We start from the raw sequence: 21428 nt of genomic DNA on the forward strand, positions 1-21428 counted from the left end.
TCCGGCCTAGCCGATGGCGCTGTAGGCGCTCAGGGCCGGCTGGCCGCCGAGGTGGGCGTAGAGGACAGTGCTGGTGGCCGGGATTTCCTTGCGGGACACCAGGTCGATGAGGCCGGCCATGGACTTGCCCTCGTAGACGGGGTCGGTGATCATGCCCTCGGTGCGGGCGGCCAGGCGCATGGCGTCCAAGGTGGACTCGTCGGGAACGCCGTAGACGCCGGCGTGGTAGCGGTCGTCGAGGATGACTTCCAGGGGCTCGGCGCCGATGAGGTCGGCGGTGTTGTCGGCGATGCGGGTGACCTGGTCGAAGGTCTCCTTGGGCTTGGCCGAGGCGTCGATGCCGATGACGCGGCGGTCGCGGTTGGTGAAGCCGGCGAGCATGCCGGCCTGGGTGCTGCCGGTGACGGAGCAGACGATGACGGTGTCGAAGAAGACGCCGAGTTCGCGTTCCTGGCGCTCGACCTCGCGGGACCAGCCGGCGAAGCCGAGGCCGCCGAGGCGGTGGTCGGAGGCGCCGGCGGGGATGGCGTAGGGCTTGCCGCCGGCCCGCTCGATCTCGGCGATGGCGTCCTGCCAGCTCTGCTTGAACTCGATGCCGAACGAGGACTGCACGAGCCGGACGTCCGCGCCCATCAGACGGCTGAGCTGGATGTTGCCGACACGGTCATAGCCCGGGTCGGCGTACTCGACCCAGCTTTCCTGCACCAGCACGCATTTCAGCCCGGCCCGGGCCGCCGCGCCGGCGACCTGGCGGGTGTGGTTGGACTGCACGCCGCCGATCGACACCAGGGTGTCGCAGCCCTGCGCCAGGGCGTCGGCGACCAGGTACTCCAGCTTGCGGGTCTTGTTGCCGCCGTAGGCGATGCCGCTGTTGCAGTCCTCCCGCTTGGCCCACACCCGCGCGCCGCCCAGGTGCGCGGTGAGCCGCTCCAGTTCGTGCACGGGCGAGGGGCCGAAGGTCAGCGGATAACGGGCGAAGTCCTCGAGTCCCAAGGGAAAACTCCGTTCACTGGGTGGGGGTGATGGTCGCGCCGGACGATCGAACCGGTCGGGCGGGCGGGCATTACTTCGTCGGCGCGGGCGGCTCGTCGGTGTGCTTGGCCAGTTCGGCGGCGAGGGTGGCCCAGTTGCGTTCGGCGAGGCGGCTGGCGAGGTCGCCGTCGCCGCGTTCGCAGGCGACGACGATCTCCTCGTGCATGGCGACGGAATCGGCGCCGCAGCTGGAGGAGAAGCGTTGGTACTCAAGGCGTCGCACCAGCGGGGTGTAGCGCTGGATGGTGGCGGCGACGGCGAAGTTGGCGCAGGCCTCGACGGGGACGCGGTGGAAGTCGTCGTCGGCGGCCAGGGCACCGGCGATCTCGCCGGCGGACAGGGCGGCGTCGAAGCGGGTGTTGGCGGCGCGCATCCGGGCCAGGTGGTCGACGGTGAGCAGCGGCACGGCGAGCCGGTGGGCGAGGCCGTGCATGGCCTGCACGACCTGGAGGGCATCCCGCACGGCGACGGGATCGATGGGCGTGACCCGGGTGTAGCTGTGCGGCTTGGACTCGACCAGTCCCTCCTCGGCCAGGTGGCTCAGGGCCTCCCGGACCGGCGTGCGGGACAGGCCCAGCCGCTCGGCCAGGTCCAGGTCGCGAATGGCCTCGCCCGGCACCAGGTCCCCGGACACGATCGCCTGCCGGATGGTGGCCAGCGCCCGATCCCGCAGGAGCGGCCGGTCCAGGCGACTAATATATTGCATTTCAGTATGGTGGCCGGTCGGGGCGCGGCAGTCAAGGGCGGCGACAACCGTCCTGGACAAGGCGGGGAGCCTGCCGCTGGCCAGCAGCGTCCGCACCCTCACCACCGGCCAGCCGACCACCCTGAACATCCCGGCCGACCTGCGCGAGAAGTGGCTGGACGCGGGCGTCTGCCCGGCAGCCAAGGCCTGAGCCACCGGCTACCGTGCAGTGGTGGATCCCACGACGGTGATAGTTCTCGGAATCGCGGTGGTGGCGCTGCTCGGCGCGCTGATGAGCCGAACCGGCTCGACCAGGCTGCTGGAGCGGCGGCTGGAACGCCTGGAACGCAAGGTCGACCAGCTGATGCAGCACGTGGGCGTCGAGCAACCGGGCCCCGACCAGGACGTGCTGCATCTGGCCCGGGCCGGCCGCAAGATCGAGGCGATCAAGCGCTACCGCGAGCTCACCGGAGCGGGCCTCAAGGAGGCCAAGGACGCGGTGGAACGCCTGCACTAGGCGGTCCACCGCGCCGGCTCAGTGCGTGGCCAGGCGGAGCAGGGCCCACAGCGCGGCCACGGCGTCCACGTCCCCGGTGATCCGGACGGCCGTGAACGGCAGCCGGCCCCACAGCCACAGGTACACCGTCATCGGCTCGCCGGTGACGGTGGCCTGGACGGACTCGGCGTCGACCGGCGCGGCCCGCCAGGCGGCCTTGTTGTCGCCGTGCGACGAGACGAGCCAGACCCGGCCGCCGGATCGGACGGCGACCTTGAACTCGGAGCTGCCGGAGACGCCGATCACCGACAGCCGGTGGGCGAACCACAGCGTGAGGGCCTCGTCCACCCCGTCCACGGCGACGTCGTCGTCGACGGTGATGAGCGGGGTCCGGGTGGCCGACTGGAGGTCGACCCGGTGCATGGTGGCCTCGTGGGCCATCCGACGGCGCCAGAAGCCGTAGGTCTGGTCCAGCGGCCACCAGGTGTCGCAGACCGCGTCGGCGGGATGCGCCGACAACTCATCGACCAGCTCGTGCAGGCCGCCACGCAGGAACTCGACGAGCGCGCCGCCCGGGGGCGGAGTGCTCTCCCAGCGCACCGGACCGTTGCCGCCCCGCAGCCGGGCGGCGACCATCCGGAACACGCCGCCGACGTGGCGGACGGTGTCGGCCAGGGTGCTGGTCGGCTTGCTGGGGACGGGCAGGTCCGCCGGGGCGCCGTCGGCCGTGCTGGCCATCAGCTCCCCTTCGGCGACAAGAACGTCGAGCAGGCGGTCGTGGTCGATGAGGGCCCGCCCGGTCACCGCCCCGCCCCGTGCACGGCACGGTCGACGAGGTCCACGAACTGGCCGGCCTGCCGGACCAGGTCGTCGGCGCTGCGGGCGGACACGAGTCGGGTGATGCCGGACTCGACCGCGTGCCGGGTGGACGCGCAGGACTGGAAGAACGAGGCCCACTCGGCGAACTCGGGCGCGACCTTGGCCAGCAGCACCCAGGCGCTCATGGGCTTGGTACGGGTGCGGTGCGGCCGCCCGCGCAGGGCGAGCACCGCGGCGGCGGCCCGCAGGGCGGCCAGGTGCGCCCGCACGAAGCGCTCGGCGGCGTCGGGCTCGTGCTCGGCCTGGAGCAGCCCCTGGCGGGCCTGGGCCAGCAGCGTCCGCGCCGACGGGGACGCGCCGGGCGAGGGAACCGCGCGAAGTCGGGACCTGGGCGGGGTGGGCACCAGGAACGACTCGGGAAGACGAACGGGCACAGACATCAGCGGCCTCCTCGCGGCGTCGTGGGCTCGACGTCTCCGCCGTGGGGAAGCCGGCGGCTCGTATCGAACATCTGTTCGATACATCGAGGATAGCGCGTTCGGGACGGCCGGTTCAACCCCGTTGGGGCCTGCTACCCCAGCCGTGGTGTCATTGGTTTCGTGAGCGATCAGGAGCACCCCGGGGTGAGCACGGTCCGCAGCGCCCTCGTCGAGAGGGGCGCGACCGGCGCGGCCGCGGGAATTCGAGTGCTCGATGACGCCGTCCGCACCGCCGCGGCGGCGGCCGAGGCCGTCGAGGCGCCGGTGGGCGCGATCGCCAACAGCCTGTTCTTCCTCGCCGACGGCGCGCCGCTGCTGGTCCTGACCTCGGGCGCGCACCGCGCCGACACCAAGCGGCTGGCCGAACTGGTCGGCGTGGCGAAGGTGCAGCGGGCCGACCCGGATTCGGTCCGCACGCACACCGGCCAGGTGATCGGCGGCGTCTCGCCCGTCGGGCACCCGGCCCCGATACGTACCCTGGTGGACGTGCACCTCGCCGAGTACGACGTCGTCTGGGCCGCCGCCGGGCATCCCAACGCCGTCTACCCGACGACGTTCGACGAGTTGGTCGCCGTCACCGGCGGCATCCCTGCGACCGTGGCCGGAGACCAGCGATGACAGCGTCGCCCCAGACCGAGCGGCTGGTCGAGTTCAGCGCCGAGACGCTGCGGGCCCGACTGCCGGAAGCGCTCAACCTGTACGTGACGGCGATGCGCTACCCCGCCGGCACCGCCCAGCAGCGCGCCCCCATGTGGCTCGCGCACATGATCCGGGCGGGCTGGCGCTGCGTCGGCGCGCTCGACCAGGACGGCGCGCTGGTCGGCGTCTGCTACGGCTATCGCGGCGCCGCCGGCCAGTGGTGGCACGAGCAGGTGCGCCGGGGGCTGACCGCCGTATCCACGCCGACCGTGGTCGACGAGTGGATGCGGGACTACTTCGAGCTGACCGAACTGCACGTGCTGCCCGAGGCCCAGGGCCGGGGCATCGGCGAACGGCTGTTGCGAGGCCTGCTCGACGGCGTCGCCTCGGAGCGCGTGCTGCTGTCGACGCCGGAGGGCCCGTCCCGGGCGTGGCGACTGTACCGGCGCGTGGGCTTCCAGGACGTGCTGCGGCACTACCAGTTCGCCGGCGACCCCCGCCCCTTCGCCGTCCTGGGCCGCACCCTCCCCGTCGACCAGTCCTGATTGCTTGGAAGGGGGCTTTCCTGCACTCCGAGTGGAGGAAAGCCCCCTTCCAAGCGTGAGAAAAGGCGAGAGGGGCTCAGATTTGGGCCAGGCGCTCGCGGAGGGTGTCGAGGCCCATCGAGCCCATGTCCAGGGCCTGCTTGTGGAAGGCCTTGAGGTCGAAGGCGTCGCCGTGGCGGGCGCGGGCCTCGTCACGGGCGGCCAGCCAGAGCCGCTCGCCGAGCTTGTACGACGGGGCCTGCCCGGGCCAGCCCAGGTAGCGGTCGATCTCGTCGCGCACGTGGGCCGGGTCGGTGATGGTCCGGGTGAGCATGAACTCCAGGCCCAGCTCCGGCGTCCAGCGCTCGCCGTCGTGGAATCCGCTGCCGGCGGGGATCTCCAGCTCCAGGTGCATGCCGAGGTCGACGATGACGCGGGCGGCCCGGAACAGGTGGCCGTCGAGCATGCCCAGCAGGTCGCCGTCGTCGTCGAGGTAGCCCAGCTCGCGCACCAGCCGCTCGGCGTACAGGGCCCAGCCCTCGCCGTGGCCGGACACCCAGCACATGAGCCGCTGGAACCGGTTGAGCCGGTCGGCGCGGTGCACGGCGGTGGCGATCTGGAGGTGATGGCCGGGCACGCCCTCGTGGTAGACGGTCGTGGTCTCCCGCCAGGTGGAGAACTCCTCACGGTCGGCCGGCACCGACCACCACATCGCGCCCGGACGGCTGAAGTCGTCGGTCGGGCCGATGTAGTACGCGCCGACGCCGCCGCCGGGCGGGGCGATGCGGCAGTCCAGGGCCATCAGCGGGTCGGGGATGTCGAAGTGCACGCCCCGCATGTCGGCCAGGGCCTTGTCGGACAGCCGCTGCATCCAGTCGCGCAGCTCGTCCTGGCCGTGCAGCCGGTAGCGCGGGTCGGCGTCCAGCACGGCGGCGGCCTCGGCCAGCGTGGCCCCCGGCTTGATGCGGCCGGCGACCTCCCGCATCTCGGCCTCGATGCGGGCGAACTCCGCCCAGCCCCACTCGTACGCCTCCTGGAGGTCGAGGCGCGCGCCGGTGAAGTAGCGGGAGTTGAGCCGGTACACGTCCACCCCGACCGCGTCCTTGGCCGGGGCCTTGGGCGCGAGCTCGTCACGGAGGAACGCGGCCAGGTCGGCGTAGCCCTGGGCGGCGGCGTTCGCGCCGGCCTCCAGACGGGTGCGCAGCTTGGCGTCGACGTCGTCGGCGCCGGAGATCAGGTTGGCGAAGAAGGAGGATCCGCCGCTCAGGCCGGCCCAGGTGTCGCACTGCTCGGCGACCCGGGTCACCTGGCGCAGCGCCGACACCACGCCGCGGTCGGCGGCCTTGGCCAGCGATGCCCGCAGCCCGGCCAGCGCCTGCGGCACCTTGGCCAGCCGGACCGCCACCGTGGACCACTGCTCGGGGGTCTCGGTCGGCATGAGGTCGAACAGCTGGCGTAGGTCCTGCACGGGGCTCGCGATCACGTTCAGCGAGGACAGGTCCAGCCCGGCCTCGTGGAACTCCGCGGACAGCCCGTTGCGCTCCAGGAACACCGCCTGGGCCACCCGCTCCGACTCGTCGGCCGGCGTGGCCGCCCCGATGTCGCGGATCGCCCGGGCCGTCAGCTCCGCCCGGCTCTCGTGCCCCTCGGGCGAGAAGTCGGTGAGGTCCTCGTCGTACCCCGTGATGCCGAGGTGGGTCGCCGCGTTCGGGTCAAGAGCGGCGTAGTCCGCAACGTAGTCGTCGCTCAGCTGGTGCACGCCTCGTGGGGTGGATGACATGGCCGGCACGCTACCGGGCCGTGTAGCTCCATCGGGCGTTGATACGCCGTACGGAGGGCCGGCACTGGCAGGATGACCCGGTGCTTGTGGGACGTGTGGCCAGGCCCTTCGCCCGAACCGCCGGGCTGGGCCTGGCGCTGCTGGCCGCGCTGGCGATGCTGACGGGCTGCGTCCGCGCGCGGGCCGACCTGACCGTGTCCGGGGACTACAAGGTGTCCGGCACGATGATCGCCGCCACCGTGCCGACCTCGCCCGACGATCACGGCCCGCAGCTGTCGATCCCGTCCGACCTGGGCGAGCAGGTGCTGGTCCAGCCGTACGCCGCCGACGGCTACGTCGGCACCCAGCTGTCGTTCGCCAACATGGACTTCGACCAGTTCACCACCCTGGTCGGCGGGTCGAGCGCGGCCAGCAGCAACTACCAGCTGCTGCTGCGCCGGGTCGGCGACCTGGTGTACTTCACCGGCTCGGTCGACCTGCGCACCATGCCGACCGACCATGCCGACGTGGAACTGAAGGTCACCTTCCCGGCCGGCGTCAGCAGCACGACCGGCGAGGTCGCCGACCAGACCGTGACGTGGCAGCCCAAACCGGGCTCCATCACCTCGCTGTCGGCCACCTCCGACCTGTCCACGCTGGCCACCGCGGCCTGGATGCGGTGGAGCGTGCTCATCGGGGCGCTGCTGATCGCCACCGTGGTGGTGGTCAGCGTGCTGGCCCTGCGGGGGCACCGCCGCAGCCTGCGGGTCCGCCGGCGGTGAAGGCGCGGGGCCGGAACTGAGCAGCCCCCGTTTTCCAGGCTAGACCGCGAAGCTGGCAATGCCGGTCGTCCGGCGGGGCGGGAAGAGGTCGGCGGCGGTGGGGCGTTCGGAGCAGCCCCCGAATCGAGGCTAGACCGCGAACCTGGCAGCGCCGGTCCTTGCGACGCCGGTTCCCCGTCTATCCTGCTGGTATGGCCGAAACGCGCGCACTCACAGCCGCGGTGCACCAGGAAGAGGACTGGTATGTCGCCCAGTGCCTCGAGGTCGACGTGGCCAGCCAGGGTCCGACCATCCAGGAGGCGCTGGCCAACCTGGCCGAGGCCGTCGGACTGTACCTCGAAGAGGTCGACGACCCCGCCGAGCACATCACTGCCACGCCGCTGGTGACCTCGTTCCAGGTGCCGGGCGCCGCGTGAGCCCAGCCCTGTCGGACCTCCCGGTCCGCAAGGTCACTCGCGTCCTGGAATCCCTCGGCTTCGCCTACGTCCGGACCAAAGGCAGCCACGCCGTCTATCGCCACCCGGACGGCCGTGCGGCCGTGATCCCTCAGCACGGTGCCGTGAAGCGGGGTGCCCTCGCGTCGATCGTTCGCCAGGCCGGTCTCACCAGCGCCGAGTTCCTCGACCTGCTGTAGGAGCACCCTCGCGCGCGAAAACGGGGCGTGCCCCGGAGGGCCCGCCCCGTTTCTGTCGCGCCGGACTCAGCCGGCGGTGTTCGAGCTGTTGTCGGCGTTGGAGCCGAGGTACTCGAGGTAGCTGCTGATCGGCAGGGTGTTGCCGGCGATCTGGATCGGCAGGAAGTCGGACTCCTGCAGGTCGCCGCCGCCGCCCAGGACGTTGGAGGAGTTGGTGTGGCTGGCGCCGCCGTCCACGTACTCCTCGGAGGACACCGGCACGTGGTTGTCCACGATCTGGATCGGGACGTAGTGCGTGACCTGGGTGTCGCCGCTGTCGCTCATGACCAGGTCGCCGTACGGGGCGTCCGCGAACGCCGGCGAGCCGACGATCATCAGACCGGCCGCGACGCCTGCGATCATTCCGGCTTTCTTCAGCACGGACTCCACACTCCTTGAGTTGCATCGCTGTTCATGACAGGCACCGCTTCGGCGCTGAACGCCTCGGCCATGCAGGCGTGGAAATTACCGCCATTCGGAGCAATCCCGCTGAGTGAGGACCCCATTGAGTGACAGCGCGGGCGCCCGGCGTGTCGACGCCTCTACCCCGGTTGACCAGCGGGTTCACTCGCCCGCCGGCCTACGGGGTGTCACCCGGCCGAACGATCATGCCCGGGCCGGCAGCAGCCCCAGCCGGCCGACCACCTCGGTGGTGGCCCTGGACATGTTGAACGTGTAGAAGTGCACCCCGGGCACGCCCTCGTCGATCAGGCGCTGGCCCAGCTCGGTGACCACGTCGATGCCCTCGGCCCGGAAGGCCTTGGGGTCCTCGGCGTAGCGGTCAAGCCGGCGCGCGATCGACGCCGGCACGGGCGCGCCGGACAGCTCCACGGTCTTGCGCAGCGTCCGAACGGTGGTCAGCGGCAGGATCCCGGGCAGCAGCGGCGCGTCGCAGCCCCGCGCGGCCATCCGGTCCCGCAGCCGCAGGAAGTCCTCGGCCTCGAAGAACAGCTGGGCGATGGCGAAGCTGGCCCCGGCCCGGAACTTGCGCACCAGGTTCTCGGTGTCGGCGTCCAGGTCGGTCGAGCGGGGATGCCCGTACGGGAACGCCGCCACGCCGACGCAGAAGTCGCCAAGGGAGCGGATGAGCGACACCAGCTCCTCGGCGTAGGTCAGGCCGCTCGGGTGCCGGATCCACTCCCCGTTGGGGTCGCCGGGCGGGTCGCCGCGCACGGCCAGGATGTTGTGCACGCCGACGGCGGCGTACCAGCCGATGACGTTGCGGAGCTCGGCCACGGAGTGGTCGACGGCGGTCAGGTGTGCCATCGGCAACAGCGAGGTCTCCTGCACCACCCGTCCGGTGGTGCGGATGGTGCGGTCCCGGCTCGAGCCGCCGGCCCCGTAGGTGACCGACATGAACGCCGGCTCGCACCCCTCCAACTGCCGGATCGCCAGCCAAAGCCGCTGCTCATCGGCGGCGTCGCGGGGTGGGAAGAACTCCACCGAGAACACGGGTCGCGGCCCGCGGAGTCGCTCCACCACCGACGTCATGGTTCTAGATTACGGCTAGCAGCCTCCGAGTAGTGCTTGCGGCCGGGCCACGTACTGTTGGCCCTACGCGCTGTTGGCACCGCACGCGTTGGGCGCACAACGGAGGTTCGCATGAGCAAGCCGGGCACTCTGGTCGAGGTCTGGCCGGAACAGCCCAGCGACGACCTGTCGGCGTCGCATCCGTGCGACACCGGCTTTCTCGGCCTGGTCGAGCGCTCGCTGACCGACTACCTCAACCGCCGCCGCACCGAGGCCGCGCTGGTCGACGAGAACTTCGCGGTCGCCGTGGACGAGCTGACCCGGTTCGTGCTCGGCGGCGGCAAGCGGATCCGGCCGACGTTCGCGTGGTGGGGCTGGCGCGGCGCGGGTGGCGACCCGCGCGGCGCGGACACCGAGGCCGTGGTGATGGCGGTCAGCGCCCTGGAGCTGATCCAGGCGTGCGCGCTCGTGCACGACGACCTGATGGACGCCTCGGCGGTGCGCCGGGGCTCGCCGACCGTGCACGTCGAGTTCGGCGAGCGGCACCGCTCGGCGAACTGGGCCGGCACGTCGGAGCGGTTCGGTCAGGCGGCGGCGGTGCTGCTGGGCGACCTCGCGCTGGCGTGGGCCGACGACATGCTCCGCGAGTCGGGGCTCGGCGCTGGCCAGCTACTGCGGGCCTTCGAGCCGTGGCGGGCGATGCGCACGGAGATGCTGGCCGGCCAGTACCTGGACGTGCTCACGCAGGCGCACGCCGACGAGTCGGCCGCCGCCGCGTTGCGGGTGGACCGGCTCAAGACCGCCGCCTACACCGTGGAGCGGCCGTTGCACCTGGGGGCCGTGCTGGCCGGCGCGGGCGACGGCCTGGTACAGGGCCTGCGGCAGTTCGGCGTGGACATCGGCCTGGCCTTCCAGCTGCGGGACGACCTGCTGGGCGTGTTCGGCGACCCGGCCGTGACCGGCAAGCCGGCCGGCGACGACCTCCGTGAGGGCAAGCGGACGCTGCTGGCGTCGCTGGGCCTGCACCACGCCGAGCGGCAGGGCCGCGCCGCCGACGCCGCGCTGCTGCGCTCGGCGATCGGCCGGCACGACCTCGACGAGCCGGCGGTGGACGAGATCCGGGCACTGCTGGTCGACCTCGGCGCGGTCAAGGCCGTGGAGGCCCGCATCGACATGCTGCGCGACCAGGCGCTGGCCACGCTGGCGGCGACGCCGGTGGCCGAGCCGGCCGCGTCCGAGCTCGCCCGCCTGGCCGTGGCCGCGACCAGGCGCAACCACTGAGATGAAGGCCATCAAGGGGCGCACGGACCACGTCGTGGTGGTCGGTGCCGGGCTGGCCGGGCTCTCCGCCGCGCTGCACCTGCTCGGCGCGGGCCGGCAGGTGACCGTGGTCGAGCGCGACCGGGTGCCGGGCGGCCGGGCCGGGCAGCTCGACGTGGACGGCTACCGGCTCGACACCGGGCCGACCGTGCTGACCATGCCCGAGCTGCTGGACGAGGCGTTCGCGGCGGTCGGCGACTCGCTGGCGGCGCGGCTGGACCTGACGCCGCTGCACCCGGCGTACGTGGCGCGGTTCCCGGACGGCAGCTCGATCGACGTGCACAGCGACGGCGACGCCATGGAGGCCGAGGTGCTCCGGGTCGCCGGCCCGACCGAGGCGGCCGGCTACCGGCGGCTGCGACGGTGGCTGACCGACCTGTACGCGACCGAGCGGGACCGGTTCATCGGGGCCAACTTCGACTCACCGCTGGACCTGGTCGGCCCGCAGCTGGCCAAGCTGGCCGGCATGGGCGCGTTCGGCAGCCTCGGGGCGAAGGTCGGCGGCTTCGTGCGGGACCGCCGGCTGCGGCGGATCTTCTCGTTCCAGGCCCTGTACGCCGGGGTGCCGCCGGAGCGCGCGCTCGCGGCGTACGCGGTGATCGCGTACATGGACACCGTGGCCGGCGTGTACTTCCCGCGCGGCGGCATGCGGGCCGTGCCGGAGGCGATGGCCGCGTCGGCGGCGCGGGCCGGGGCGGAGTTCCGCTACGGCACGACCGTGGCCTGGCTGGAGCGGATCGGCTCGCGGGTGGCGGCGGTGCGGACCACGCACGGCGAGCGGATCCCTTGCGACGCCGTGGTTCTGACGCCCGACCTGCCGGCTTCCTACCGCCTGCTGGGGCATCTGCCCCGTCGCCTCGTGCCGCTGACCTGGTCGCCGTCGGCCTTCGTGCTGCACGCCGGGACCGACCGGTCCTGGGATTCCCTTGGCCACCACACGATTTCCTTCGGGGCGGCGTGGCGGCGCACCTTCGAGGAGATCACCGCGCGGGGCCAGCTGATGAGCGACCCGTCGCTGCTGATCACCCGCCCGACCGCGACCGATCCGAGCCTGGCCCCGGACGGCCGGCAGCTGCTGTCGGTGCTCGCGCCGGCACCGAACCTGGAGCTGGCCCCGATCGACTGGGACCGGGTGGGCCCGGCCTACCGGGACGAGCTGGTCGGCGTGCTGGAGAAGCGAGGGCTCACCGGGCTCGGGGATTCGGTAACGGTGGAACGGGTTCTGTCGCCGGCCGACTGGGCCCGGCAGGGGCTGGCCGCCGGCACGCCGTTCGCCGCCGCGCACACGTTCGCCCAGACCGGGCCGTTCCGGCCGCGGAACCTGTTGCGGGGCATCGACAACGTGGTGCTGGCCGGCTGCGGCACGACGCCCGGGGTCGGGGTGCCGCCGGTGGTGATCTCGGGGCGGCTGGCCGCCGACCGGATCACCGGCGGGCGGATCGCCGACAGCGGCCAGTCGCACCACGACCTGGCCCGCTCGGCGACATGACCACACCGCACGGTTTCTGGACGAAGATCCGCCTCACGCTGAGCACTCCCCGGCGTGGGCGCGGGTTCTGGTACGGCCTGGCCATCGACGCGCTGTGGCCGTTCGTCATGGTTTTCACGCGGTCGAGCTGGCAGGGCGGCGAGCACATCCCGGCCACCGGCCCGGTGCTGATCGCCAGCAACCACGTGTCCTTCGCGGATCCGGTGACCGTCACCGCGTACGTGTTGGGGCACGGGCGGATTCCCCGCTACCTGGCCAAGGCCGGGCTGTGGAGGATCCCCGTGGTGCGAAGCGTTTTGAGCGGTGGCAAGCACATTCCCGTGCACCGCGGGAGCGCCCGGGCCACCGACGCCTATCGGGACGCCGTGAAGGCAATCGAGAACGGCGAATGCGTGCTGGTGTTCCCGGAGGGGACCTTCACCGCCGATCCGGACGGCTGGCCGTCGGTGCAGCAGGCCAAGAGCGGCATCGCCCGCCTGGCCCTGGCCACCGGCGCGCCGGTGGTGCCGATCGGGCACTGGGGCACGCAGTTCGTGTTGCCGCAGCAGGCCCGCTTCCCCCGCCTGCTGCCCCGCCAGCGGGTCGCCATCCGCGCCGGCGCGCCGATCGATCTGTCGGATCTCGTTGGCGTGGAACAGACTCGCGAGGTCGTCGAGGAAGCGACCCGGCGGATCATGGCCGGCATCACGGAGCAGCTGGAAGTGGCCCGCGGCGAGAAGGTGCCACAGGCAGGGTGACCCGGACGCGCAGGCCGCCTTCGGGACGGGCGCATGGCGGTGAGGAGTGCTCGCGGGGGCTGCTCACCGCCAGGCGTCGCGTTCCTCGTCCAGCACCACGTCCCGGACCACCGGCCCGGCCGGCACGGTCACGAGATCGGCGCTGGGATGCCGGCCCGGGCTGGACGCGATCAGCAGGTACGTCCCGCTCTGCGGCACCTCGATCCGGAACCGGCCGTCGTCGGCCGGCGCCGACCGGCCGACCTGCCGGCCCTTGCCGTCCACCAACGTGAGCGCGGCGTCGGCGACCGGCTCACCGGAACCGTCCCGGACCTGGCCGAGCACACGGGAGGTGACCCGGTCGACGTCCTCGGAGGGCTCGGTGTCGGTGTCGTCGCCGAGGCCAAGCGGCCGGGCCATGGCGACGACGAGCTCGTCGAGATGGTCGAAGCCGGCCATGATGCGCCGGGCGACGGCGTCGTCGGCGTCGGTGGCCCCCTCGGCCAGGTGCCGAGGGCGCACGTGGGTGGAAAGTCCGTCGCCGGCAACGACTTCCCGGCGGTCGCCGGCCGTGCCGCCGACGACGGCGATCAGCCGGCTCAGGTTGTCGGCGATGCGGTCGCTGGTGCGGGGCAGCCGGTCGTCGGCGGCGAGCAGGGCCGGCTCGGCGTTGGCGGCCAGGTCCCGCACGTGGTAGGCGCAGCTGCCGAGAATGGCCAGCAGGTGCCGCAGTTCGCTGCGCTGGTTGCGGTACGGGCTGATCACGTGGGTCATCGGCTCGGCCGCCCTGCGCAGCTCGGCCAGCTTCTTGTCGATCTCCCGGGACTGGTCGATGAGGTCCACGGTGTCGGCGTCGCGCAGCAGCCCGGTCGCGCCGCCGACGAAGCCCCGCAGGGCCTCCAGCACCGCGGCGATGTCCTCCTTGATGATGGTTCTGGTCCTGGTCGGCAGCACCAGCACGGCGGCGATGCCGCCGGCCAGCGCGCCGAGCACGGTCTCCTCCAGCCGCAGCACCAGCACCTCGGGCGTGAAGGTGCCGATCAGGCTGTAGAGCAGGGCCAGCATCATCGTCATGAAGAAGGTCATCAGCCCGTAGGAGACCTGCACGACGTAGACGCCGAGGCTGACGCAGCCGATGATCAGGATGAGGATCAGCACGTTCTGGCCGGTGACCAGGGTGGCCGCGACCATGCCGGCCAGGATGCCCAGCAGCGTGCCGACGGTGCGGCGGAAGCCGCGGATCAGGATGTCGCCGCGGGTGGTGGTGTTGGCGAACACCAGGAACGCGGTGATCACGGCCCAGTACCAGCGCGACGGGGACACGAGCTCGCCGGCGAGGATGGCCAGCGCGGCGCCGATCACGGCCTGGATGGCCTGCCGCGTGGTCAGCCGGAGGCCGGTCTGGGGCGCGGGCGGCGCGGGCGCGGCCACCGGCGCGGCGTCGGCCGCCCGGTGCCGGCCCGGGTGATCGTCCTCGAGCACCAGGGACGGGGTGTCGGACTCCAGTTCGGCCCGGGCGGTGGTGATGCTGACCGCCAGCTCCCGGATCGCCCGACGCAGCCGGGTCACGTGCGGCGGGTTGTCCAGGGCGTCGAGCCGGCGGCCGATCGCGCTGAGCCGGCTGATCGACATGTCGTCCTCGTAGGCCAGCGCCGGCCGCGGGTCCCGACCGGCCAGCACCCGCAGCTCGGCCAGCTCGGCGGCCAGGCCGTCCCGCACCTCGGGCTCGATGTCGGCCCCGGCGACCAGCCGTCGGGCGGCGATGGCCAGCCGCTCGCCGGTCAGCTCCACGTCCACCACGTCCTGCTGCCACTGCTCGAACTCGGCCGGCGCGACCAGGTCGGTCAGCTCGGTCTCGACCATCAGCGCGCACTCGTGCAGCCGGGCCACCCGCCGCCGCAGCTGCTCCTGGCGGCGGTTGTCCGGGGCCTCGACCAGGTGCGCGGCCGCGTCCACCAGCTGGGCGAGCCTCGCTCGGAAAGCGACCACGATGCGCCGCAGGTTCAGCCGCGGCCGTCGCGGCACCAGCACGAAGTGCGACAGCGCCGAGCAGCACAGCGCCACCACCACCGCGAACAGCAGCTGCGGCAGCTGCTCGACGGTGGCGTGGATGAACAGCGAGAAGAAGAACACCATGAACGCGACCATGCCGACGGCGAAGCCGCGCGGGGCGTATCGCCGCAGGTAGACGGCCACGAAGATGATCACAAGGAACGCTCCGTCGCCGACCAGCGGCAGCGGCGCCAGCAGCGCCCCGGCCGCGATCGACACCCCGGCCGACACCGGCAGCAGCAGGAACGTGATCGCCTTGGCCCGAACCGTCTTGTCGTTGACGGTCATCGCCGACATCATCGCCACGATGGTGCCCAGCATGATCGTCGTGATGGGCAGACCTAGCAACGCTAGCAAGGCGATCGCCAGCACGACGCTGGCCGCGGTGCGGATCGCCTGTCGGAGCCGGAGCATGCCCGGATCGGCGGCGGAGAACCGATCGAACACGACGTCGAACACGTGCCTCATAGACCGACGACTATGCCCTACCGGCCCCGGTCCCGATCAAGACATACCGTCACGCTGAGCGACGAATCACCAGTCTTGGGCGCACGACCGGCCACTGGATGGCCGGCTGCTCGGCCAGGATGAGGCCGACCTGCTCCACCGCCAGCTCGCCGATGCGGCGCTTGTCGATGTGCAGGGTGGTCAGCGGCGGATCGACCAGCTCGCCCAGCTCCAGGCCGTCGAAGCCGATCACGGCGCAGTCGGCCGGCACCTCGCGGCCCAGATCCCGCGCGGCCCGCACGGCGCCGATGGCCACCAGGTCGTTGAAGGCGAACACGGCGGTGGTGTCGGGGTGGGCCCCGAGCAGCTTCGCCATCGCGCTCGCGCCGCCGGCCACCGAGTGGTCGCAGTCGAAGATCCAGTTCTCGTCGACGGCCAGCCCCAGCTCCCGTGACACCTCCAGGTAGTGGCGCCGGCGGCCGCTCTGCGACGGGTACGGCGCGCCGTCGAGCATGCCGATCCGGTGGTGCCCGGAGGACACCAGGTGCCGCATGCCGGCCAGCATGCCGCCCTCGATGTCGATCCGCACCGACCCCAGCCGCGATGAGGAGCTGGGCCGCTCCAGCAGCACCAGCGGCACCCCGCCGGCGTGCCGCTCCAGCTCGTCGTCGGGATTGCCGAGATAGCCGACGATGGCGTCGGCCTGGTGCGACAGAACTTCTAGCGCCGCTAGCTCCCGTTCCAGCGAGTACTGGGTGTCGCACACGACCACATGCCAGCCGCGGTGCTCGGCGGCGGCCAGCACGCCGGCGGCGACCTCCGGGAAGAACGGGTTGACCAGATCGGAGACGATCAGGCCGATGGTGGTGGTGTCCTGCTTGACCAGTCCCCGCGCGAAGCGGCTGGGCCGGTAGCCGAGGGTGCGCACCGCGTCCAGCACCCGCTGCTTGGTGGACGGCGTTATCTCGGCCATGTCGTTGACCGCCCGGGAGACGGTCTGACGTGACACCCCCGCCAGTTTGGCGACGTCCTCGATGGTCGCTCGGCCCCGGCGTCCAGGTCTGCTCACTGCGGCACCTCGCTGGCGCGCGGTGTCCGCGTTCGCGGACGCTCTGCGCTGGATGATTCGCTCGCAGGCTCGCTCATGTGTCCTTCCTCGTCGAAAATCCCCGCTAGTTACCTGATTGCATCCCGGCCCGGCGGAACACCGCCGTCAGAGTGAGACAATGCCGACCCCGATCAGCCACCAATCGAGGAGGAGCCCGGATGTCGGTGCACCCCAGGGCCGGACTGCCCGCGGAGCCGTCCGATCTGGTCGACCTGGCCAAGCTCGTCACGGCCTACTACGCCGAGCACCCGGACCCGTCCGTGCCCGAGCAGCGGGTCGCGTTCGGCACCTCGGGCCACCGCGGGTCGTCGCTGTCCGTCGCGTTCAACGAGGACCACATCCTGGCCACCAGCCAGGCCATCTGCGAGTACCGGGCCGGGCAGGGCATCACCGGGCCGCTGTTCCTGGGCAAGGACACGCATGCCCTGTCGGAGCCGGCGTTCGTGAGCGCGCTGGAGGTGTTCGCGGCCAACGGGGTGCGCGTGCTCATCGACAGCCGAGACGGCTACACGCCCACCCCGGCGCTGTCGCGGGCGATCTTGGCGCACAACGCGGACGGCGGCGACCGGGCCGACGGCGTGGTCATCACGCCGTCGCACAATCCCCCACGTGATGGCGGTTTCAAGTACAACCCGCCCAACGGCGGGCCCGCCGACACCGACGTGACGCGCTGGATCCAGGACCGTGCCAACGAGTTGCTGGCGACCGGGCTGGGCGGCGTGAAGCGGGTGACGTACGCGAAGGCTCTCGCCGCGGAAACCACCGGCGCCTACGACTTCCTCGACGCCTACGTCAGCGCGCTGCCCTCGGTCGTGGACCTGGACGTGATCCGGTCATCGGGCCTGCGGATCGGCGCGGACCCGCTGGGCGGGGCCAGCGTCGCGTACTGGGGCGAGATCGCCGACCGCCACAAGCTGGCCATGACCGTGGTGAACCCCTTGGTGGACGCCACGTTCCGGTTCATGACGCTGGACTGGGACGGCAAGATCCGGATGGACTGCTCCTCCCCCAACGCGATGGCCTCGCTGATCAGCCGGCGGGCCGAGTTCGACCTGGCCACCGGCAACGACGCCGACGCCGACCGGCACGGCATCGTCACGCCGGACGCCGGGCTGCTCAACCCCAACCACTTCCTGGCCGTGGCCGTGGACTACCTGTACCGGCACCGGGACGGCTGGTCGGGCGACGCCGCCGTGGGCAAGACCCTGGTCAGCTCGTCCATGATCGACCGGGTGACCGCCAGCCTGGGCCGGCGGCTGGTCGAGGTGCCGGTGGGCTTCAAGTGGTTCGTGCCGGGGCTGCTCGACGGCAGCGTCGCCTTCGGCGGCGAGGAAAGCGCCGGGGCCTCGTTCCTGCGCCGCGACGGCAGCGTCTGGACCACCGACAAGGACGGGCTGCTGCTCTGCCTGCTAGCGGCCGAGATCAGCGCTAGCACTGACAGGACTCCTAGCCAGCGCTATGCCGAGCTGGTCGGCGAGTTCGGCGACCCCAGCTACGCCCGGGTCGACGCCCCGGCCACCCGGGAGGAGAAGGCCAAGCTGTCCAAGCTCTCCCCCGAGGACGTCACCGCCACCGAGCTGGCCGGCGAGCCCATCACCAGCCGCCTCACCGCCGCCGCCGGCAACGGCGCGGCCATCGGCGGCCTCAAGGTCACCACCGAGTCCGGCTGGTTCGCCGCCCGCCCCTCCGGCACCGAGGACGTCTACAAGATCTATGCCGAGAGCTTCCAGGGCCCCGAGCACCTGGCCCGCATCCAGCAGGAGGCCCGCGACGTCGTGTCGCAGGCCCTGGCCGGCTGAACCGGCGGGGTGCGGCCGGACCGGCCGCACCCCGCTCGGTGTCATCGGGCCCCGGAGGGGCGCTGCTTCTGCGAGCGGGCCGAGCTGGTGCAGACCTCGCCGACGTCGACCGTCTGGCCGCGGTCGGCGAAGACGTCGGCCACGCCGACCAGCTTGCCCTTGGGCGAGGTGCAGGTCAGCTGGTAGGCCTCCTTCGGGCCGTAGGTGGCGGGGGTCGGCGAGGCGAACGAGACGCTGCCGGTCCAGTCGTCCACGGTCGTGGGATCGGTCTGGTCGAAGTTGACCACCACCGCCTTGTAGTCCCCGGCCGGCGGGTCGAACAGCACGGCGTGCTCGGCCGTGGTGTTGCCGTTGGCCGACGAGGTCACCAGGTTGCCGGCGGCGTCGTAGACGAACAGGTCCCAGTCGGTGGTGGGCTTCGCCCAGTTGATGTCCACGCTGAACTTGCCGTTGTCGGCCTTGGGCGGGCCGTCGACGTGGAAGGTGAAGCTCTCCGCCGTGGGGTCGGCCGGGTAGTTCTGGTTGATCGGCGGCACGCCCGCCGGGTTGGTCACCACCAGCCCGGACTGGGCCGGGCCCTTCGGGTCACGCCCGTAGCGGCCGGCCACGTAGGGCCGGGTGGACGGGTTGACCGACCAGGCGAAGCGCCCGCCGGTGGCGGTGAGCGTGGAGTTGAGGTCGTCGGTGTAGTAGAGCGGCGGCGTGGTGGTGCCGTCGGCCTGGATCACCGGGGACGTCGGCGTCTGGAAAGTCTTGTGCAGCTTGAGTTGGTAGCCCTTCGGGGCCGAGCCGATCAGCGTGGCGTGCTGGGCCGGGTCGGCGGTGTTGCCGAGGAAGTCGAGGAACGCCTGGCGGTTGCCGCCCTTGCCGGCGCCGGCGGCCGGGGCGAGGCCCTCGTACTCGGCGACGACGTTGTCGGCGAACGGGCCGTGGAAGCCGTTGCCGCCGACCTCGATGGTGAAGCCCCAACCGCCGGTGGCCCAGTAGGTCCAGTCCTCGGTGGTGCCGCTCGTGTCGTAAAGCTGCCAGCTCGGCTCGCTGGTGTATCCGTTGCGGGAAGCCATCTTGTCGCCCAGCGCCCGGTACGCCGGCTCGTCCAGCGGCGGCCGGGTGTCGGCGACGCCCGGCACGCGCAGCACCAGCGCCGCCACCGTGTGCAGGGTCAACAGGTTGGTCACCTGACGGGCCGACACCAGCCAGCGCACGTTGCGCGTCTCCGGCTCCGAGAACGGGGCCGAGCCCCGGAAGGTGTCGCCGCCCCAGGCCAGCTCGGCCCCCGCGCCGCCCCAGAACCCGGCGTAGTTGCGGTTCGGGTCGGTGCCGCGCAGCCGCCCGGCCGGGTTGGCCTTGCACACGCCGGTCGCGTACTGCGCGGGCGAGTCGTTGACGTTGCAGTTCTTGCGCTTCATCTCGTAGTCGAACCGGCTGAAGTCGCCCTTGGGCTCGGCCTCGCGCGAGATCTCGAAGCCGTCCGGGTTGATGATCGGCACGATGATGTTGCGGGTGCGGCCGACCAGCCCGCGGACGGTGTTGTCGTGGTAGTAGCCGTTGATCAGCTCGTACGCCCATTCCATGGCGTGCTCGCCGGCCGGCCACTCGCGGGCGTGGTGCACGCCCATGGTGAAGTCGACGGGCTTGCCGTCGCTGATGTTCTTGACGTCGGTGGCGATCTCCAGGCCGACGACGTCGCGGCCCTCCCAGGTCGACTCGGGCATGGTGAACGCCGAGACCAGGGTCGGGTACTTGCGGGCCAGCTCCTTGATCTCGTACTCGTAGTCGTAGAGATGCCGGTAGGTGGTGCGCCCGGACGGCAACGCCGAGCTCGGGGTCGTGGCCGCGTAGGTCCGGTCGGTCGCGGCGTCCCGCACCGACTTCGCGCCCAGGTCGGCGTCGACCACCGTGGACTTGAAACCGGCGTCGGCCAACGTCTTGCGGTCCTGGTCGTCGTTCAGCACGACCTCGATGCCGGTCGCGTCGCCCTTCTCGGTGACGTCGAGTCCCAGCGAGTTCAGGCGGTTCTTGTCCGCCCGCGTCAGCGTCTCGACCCGAACGAGCTGCGCCGGCTGGCCGGTCGGCGTGCCCTGTGGGGTGATCGCCAGAAAGTCAACCCCCAACTGGACCGTGCGCGCCGAGCCGCCGTAGCGGCAGGCCTGCACGACCAGCTGTTGTCCCTTCTTCACAAAGCTTTCCGCCACCTCGCGGCTGCGCAGCGCCGCTGAGGCCGCGACGACGCCGCCGGTGGCCTTGTCGAACACCGCCAGGTCCCAGTCGCCCTCGGCGCCCGCGTCGGGCTTGAGCCGGGCCTGGACCAGACCGTCCACAGTGGACGTGAACTCGCGTTGATCGCTGGCCGGCGCCCCCTTGGGCAGCAGGGACGCGAAGCACGAGCGGGCCACCGACCTGTCGGCGTGCAACACGTTCGGCGCGGCGACCGCGGTGCCGGCCGGCAACGAGACGAACAGGCCGGCCACCACCGCGGCCGCGCCCAGCACCACCAGTTGTCTTCTGGGTAACTTCCCCACAGTCAACCCCTCCTTGACCGAGTCCGGGACCGTGACGAACCGGAATCGATCGACCGTAATGGAGGAATCGGGCGACGGTAACCCGCCGCAAGTCGGAGGAAACCCGGCCACCCTCGAGGGGAATGCGCCGGCCGACACAGCGGTTCGCAGTCAGTAACGACCGAGGAGGAGACCCGATGGATCTCGACGCCGCCAGGGACGTCATCCGCAGCCAGCACCGGGCGGTGCTGGCCACGACCCGGGCCGACGGCTCGACGCAGATGTCCCCGGTGACGGTGGACGTGGACGACGAGGGCTACGTGGTGATCAGCACCCGGGAGACCGCGTACAAGCTCAAGCACATCCAGCGCAGCCCGCGGGTGGCGGTGTGCGTGCTGCCGGACGACTTCTTCGGCCGCTGGATCCAGGTCGAGGGCACGGCATCGGTGGTCCATCTGCCCGACGCGATGGACGGCCTGGTGGCCTACTACCGCCGGGTCTCGGGCGAGCACCCGGACTGGGACGACTACCGGGCCGCGATGGTCCGCGACAAGCGCGTGCTGGTCCGCATCGCCCTCGACAAGGCCGGCCCCGACCGCAACGGCTGACGCCCCACCGAGCGCTTGGAAGGGGGCTTT

At 71.9% G+C, this 21428-nt stretch carries 21 protein-coding genes; 11 read left to right on the forward strand and 10 right to left on the reverse strand.

The window, feature by feature from the left end:
* Positions 1-6: 6 nt before the first annotated feature.
* A complete protein-coding gene (locus tag ACIG5F_RS46295; RefSeq protein ID WP_396526648.1) occupies positions 7-993 on the reverse strand; it encodes a 1-aminocyclopropane-1-carboxylate deaminase in 987 nt (328 codons plus the stop codon).
* A gap of 70 nt (positions 994-1063) precedes the next feature.
* Entirely contained in the window at positions 1064-1738 is a 675-nt protein-coding gene (locus tag ACIG5F_RS46300; RefSeq protein WP_396526649.1) for a GntR family transcriptional regulator, read from the reverse strand.
* A 211-nt stretch (positions 1739-1949) separates the two neighbouring features.
* On the opposite strand from ACIG5F_RS46300, the gene ACIG5F_RS46305 reads away from it, so the two are divergent.
* Positions 1950-2234, forward strand: a complete 285-nt coding sequence (locus tag ACIG5F_RS46305) for a ribosomal protein L7/L12 (protein WP_396526650.1) — start codon at positions 1950-1952, stop codon at positions 2232-2234.
* Positions 2235-2252: 18 nt separating this feature from the next.
* On the opposite strand, the gene ACIG5F_RS46310 is transcribed toward ACIG5F_RS46305, so the two are convergent.
* The gene (locus tag ACIG5F_RS46310) at positions 2253-3017 is read right to left on the reverse strand and encodes a maleylpyruvate isomerase family mycothiol-dependent enzyme (RefSeq protein ID WP_396526651.1); all 765 of its coding nucleotides are present in this window, start codon (positions 3015-3017) and stop codon (positions 2253-2255) included.
* Positions 3014-3472 carry an SAV_6107 family HEPN domain-containing protein gene (locus ACIG5F_RS46315; protein ID WP_396526652.1) on the reverse strand — a complete coding sequence of 153 codons (459 nt, stop codon included), beginning with the start codon at positions 3470-3472 and terminating at the stop codon, positions 3014-3016. Before ACIG5F_RS46315 ends, ACIG5F_RS46310 begins: the two co-directional genes overlap by 4 nt.
* 159 nt (positions 3473-3631) lie before the next feature.
* Here ACIG5F_RS46315 and ACIG5F_RS46320 point away from each other — a divergent pair, with 159 nt between their 5' ends.
* The gene (locus ACIG5F_RS46320) at positions 3632-4129 is read left to right on the forward strand and encodes a YbaK/EbsC family protein (RefSeq protein ID WP_396526653.1); all 498 of its coding nucleotides are present in this window, start codon (positions 3632-3634) and stop codon (positions 4127-4129) included.
* Positions 4126-4695 carry a GNAT family N-acetyltransferase gene (locus ACIG5F_RS46325; protein ID WP_396526654.1) on the forward strand — a complete coding sequence of 190 codons (570 nt, stop codon included), beginning with the start codon at positions 4126-4128 and terminating at the stop codon, positions 4693-4695. Before ACIG5F_RS46320 ends, ACIG5F_RS46325 begins: the two co-directional genes overlap by 4 nt.
* A gap of 76 nt (positions 4696-4771) precedes the next feature.
* Here the strand turns inward: ACIG5F_RS46325 and ACIG5F_RS46330 are convergent, their stop codons facing one another.
* On the reverse strand, positions 4772-6454 hold the full coding sequence (locus ACIG5F_RS46330) for a DUF885 domain-containing protein (RefSeq protein ID WP_396526655.1): 1683 nt from the start codon (positions 6452-6454) through the stop codon (positions 4772-4774).
* 80 nt (positions 6455-6534) lie between these two features.
* Between ACIG5F_RS46330 and ACIG5F_RS46335 the strand changes: the two genes are divergently transcribed.
* From ACIG5F_RS46335 to ACIG5F_RS46345, 3 genes are all read left to right on the forward strand, one after another.
* On the forward strand, positions 6535-7215 hold the full coding sequence (locus tag ACIG5F_RS46335) for a DUF3153 domain-containing protein (protein WP_396526656.1): 681 nt from the start codon (positions 6535-6537) through the stop codon (positions 7213-7215).
* A 191-nt stretch (positions 7216-7406) separates the two neighbouring features.
* Complete coding sequence (locus ACIG5F_RS46340; RefSeq protein WP_396526658.1) at positions 7407-7631, forward strand: type II toxin-antitoxin system HicB family antitoxin; 225 nt, start codon at positions 7407-7409, stop codon at positions 7629-7631.
* Positions 7628-7849, forward strand: coding sequence for a type II toxin-antitoxin system HicA family toxin (locus ACIG5F_RS46345; RefSeq protein ID WP_396526659.1), 222 nt, complete (start codon positions 7628-7630; stop codon positions 7847-7849). Before ACIG5F_RS46340 ends, ACIG5F_RS46345 begins: the two co-directional genes overlap by 4 nt.
* 66 nt (positions 7850-7915) lie before the next feature.
* Here ACIG5F_RS46345 and ACIG5F_RS46350 read toward each other — a convergent pair whose 3' ends face one another.
* Positions 7916-8251 carry a hypothetical protein gene (locus ACIG5F_RS46350; RefSeq protein ID WP_396526660.1) on the reverse strand — a complete coding sequence of 112 codons (336 nt, stop codon included), beginning with the start codon at positions 8249-8251 and terminating at the stop codon, positions 7916-7918.
* Positions 8252-8494: 243 nt separating this feature from the next.
* Positions 8495-9379 (reverse strand): methylenetetrahydrofolate reductase, encoded by an 885-nt coding sequence (locus tag ACIG5F_RS46355; RefSeq protein ID WP_396526662.1) that lies wholly within the window; start codon positions 9377-9379, stop codon positions 8495-8497.
* A gap of 111 nt (positions 9380-9490) precedes the next feature.
* Here ACIG5F_RS46355 and ACIG5F_RS46360 point away from each other — a divergent pair, with 111 nt between their 5' ends.
* The 3 genes from ACIG5F_RS46360 to ACIG5F_RS46370 are packed head-to-tail and all read left to right on the forward strand — an operon-like array spanning position 9491 to position 12904.
* Positions 9491-10639, forward strand: a complete 1149-nt coding sequence (locus tag ACIG5F_RS46360) for a polyprenyl synthetase family protein (protein WP_396526663.1) — start codon at positions 9491-9493, stop codon at positions 10637-10639.
* A gap of 1 nt (position 10640) precedes the next feature.
* Positions 10641-12167 (forward strand): phytoene desaturase family protein, encoded by a 1527-nt coding sequence (gene crtI / locus ACIG5F_RS46365; RefSeq protein ID WP_396526665.1) that lies wholly within the window; start codon positions 10641-10643, stop codon positions 12165-12167.
* On the forward strand, positions 12164-12904 hold the full coding sequence (locus ACIG5F_RS46370; RefSeq protein ID WP_396526666.1) for a lysophospholipid acyltransferase family protein: 741 nt from the start codon (positions 12164-12166) through the stop codon (positions 12902-12904). Before crtI ends, ACIG5F_RS46370 begins: the two co-directional genes overlap by 4 nt.
* A 63-nt stretch (positions 12905-12967) precedes the next feature.
* Here ACIG5F_RS46370 and ACIG5F_RS46375 read toward each other — a convergent pair whose 3' ends face one another.
* Entirely contained in the window at positions 12968-15403 is a 2436-nt protein-coding gene (locus ACIG5F_RS46375; protein ID WP_396526668.1) for an FUSC family protein, read from the reverse strand.
* A gap of 49 nt (positions 15404-15452) precedes the next feature.
* The gene (locus tag ACIG5F_RS46380) at positions 15453-16451 is read right to left on the reverse strand and encodes a LacI family DNA-binding transcriptional regulator (protein WP_396526669.1); all 999 of its coding nucleotides are present in this window, start codon (positions 16449-16451) and stop codon (positions 15453-15455) included.
* 197 nt (positions 16452-16648) lie between these two features.
* On the opposite strand from ACIG5F_RS46380, the gene pgm reads away from it, so the two are divergent.
* Positions 16649-18289, forward strand: a complete 1641-nt coding sequence (gene pgm, locus ACIG5F_RS46385) for a phosphoglucomutase (alpha-D-glucose-1,6-bisphosphate-dependent) (protein ID WP_396526671.1) — start codon at positions 16649-16651, stop codon at positions 18287-18289.
* 41 nt (positions 18290-18330) lie between these two features.
* Here pgm and ACIG5F_RS46390 read toward each other — a convergent pair whose 3' ends face one another.
* Positions 18331-20811 (reverse strand): M14 family zinc carboxypeptidase, encoded by a 2481-nt coding sequence (locus ACIG5F_RS46390; RefSeq protein WP_396526673.1) that lies wholly within the window; start codon positions 20809-20811, stop codon positions 18331-18333.
* A 176-nt stretch (positions 20812-20987) separates the two neighbouring features.
* Between ACIG5F_RS46390 and ACIG5F_RS46395 the strand changes: the two genes are divergently transcribed.
* Complete coding sequence (locus ACIG5F_RS46395; protein ID WP_396526674.1) at positions 20988-21398, forward strand: PPOX class F420-dependent oxidoreductase; 411 nt, start codon at positions 20988-20990, stop codon at positions 21396-21398.
* Positions 21399-21428: the final 30 nt, after the last annotated feature.

Origin of the sequence: Kutzneria sp. NPDC052558, from assembly GCF_044547355.1 — a bacterium.
Classification (GTDB): Bacteria; Actinomycetota; Actinomycetes; order Mycobacteriales; family Pseudonocardiaceae; genus Kutzneria.

Excerpts from the sequence above, each read along its gene's own strand:
- ACIG5F_RS46375 (WP_396526668.1), bottom strand. The coding sequence starts at position 15,403 with ATGAGGCACGTGTTCGACGTCGTGTTCGATCGGTTCTCCGCCGCCGAT.
- ACIG5F_RS46395 (WP_396526674.1), top strand. The coding sequence starts at position 20,988 with ATGGATCTCGACGCCGCCAGGGACGTCATCCGCAGCCAGCACCGGGCG.
- ACIG5F_RS46330 (WP_396526655.1), bottom strand. The coding sequence starts at position 6,454 with ATGTCATCCACCCCACGAGGCGTGCACCAGCTGAGCGACGACTACGTT.
- pgm (WP_396526671.1), top strand. The coding sequence starts at position 16,649 with ATGTCGGTGCACCCCAGGGCCGGACTGCCCGCGGAGCCGTCCGATCTG.
- ACIG5F_RS46315 (WP_396526652.1), bottom strand. The coding sequence starts at position 3,472 with ATGTCTGTGCCCGTTCGTCTTCCCGAGTCGTTCCTGGTGCCCACCCCG.
- ACIG5F_RS46325 (WP_396526654.1), top strand. The coding sequence starts at position 4,126 with ATGACAGCGTCGCCCCAGACCGAGCGGCTGGTCGAGTTCAGCGCCGAG.
- ACIG5F_RS46360 (WP_396526663.1), top strand. The coding sequence starts at position 9,491 with ATGAGCAAGCCGGGCACTCTGGTCGAGGTCTGGCCGGAACAGCCCAGC.
- ACIG5F_RS46355 (WP_396526662.1), bottom strand. The coding sequence starts at position 9,379 with ATGACGTCGGTGGTGGAGCGACTCCGCGGGCCGCGACCCGTGTTCTCG.
- crtI (WP_396526665.1), top strand. The coding sequence starts at position 10,641 with ATGAAGGCCATCAAGGGGCGCACGGACCACGTCGTGGTGGTCGGTGCC.
- ACIG5F_RS46350 (WP_396526660.1), bottom strand. The coding sequence starts at position 8,251 with ATGATCGCAGGCGTCGCGGCCGGTCTGATGATCGTCGGCTCGCCGGCG.
- ACIG5F_RS46340 (WP_396526658.1), top strand. The coding sequence starts at position 7,407 with ATGGCCGAAACGCGCGCACTCACAGCCGCGGTGCACCAGGAAGAGGAC.
- ACIG5F_RS46370 (WP_396526666.1), top strand. The coding sequence starts at position 12,164 with ATGACCACACCGCACGGTTTCTGGACGAAGATCCGCCTCACGCTGAGC.
- ACIG5F_RS46300 (WP_396526649.1), bottom strand. The coding sequence starts at position 1,738 with ATGCAATATATTAGTCGCCTGGACCGGCCGCTCCTGCGGGATCGGGCG.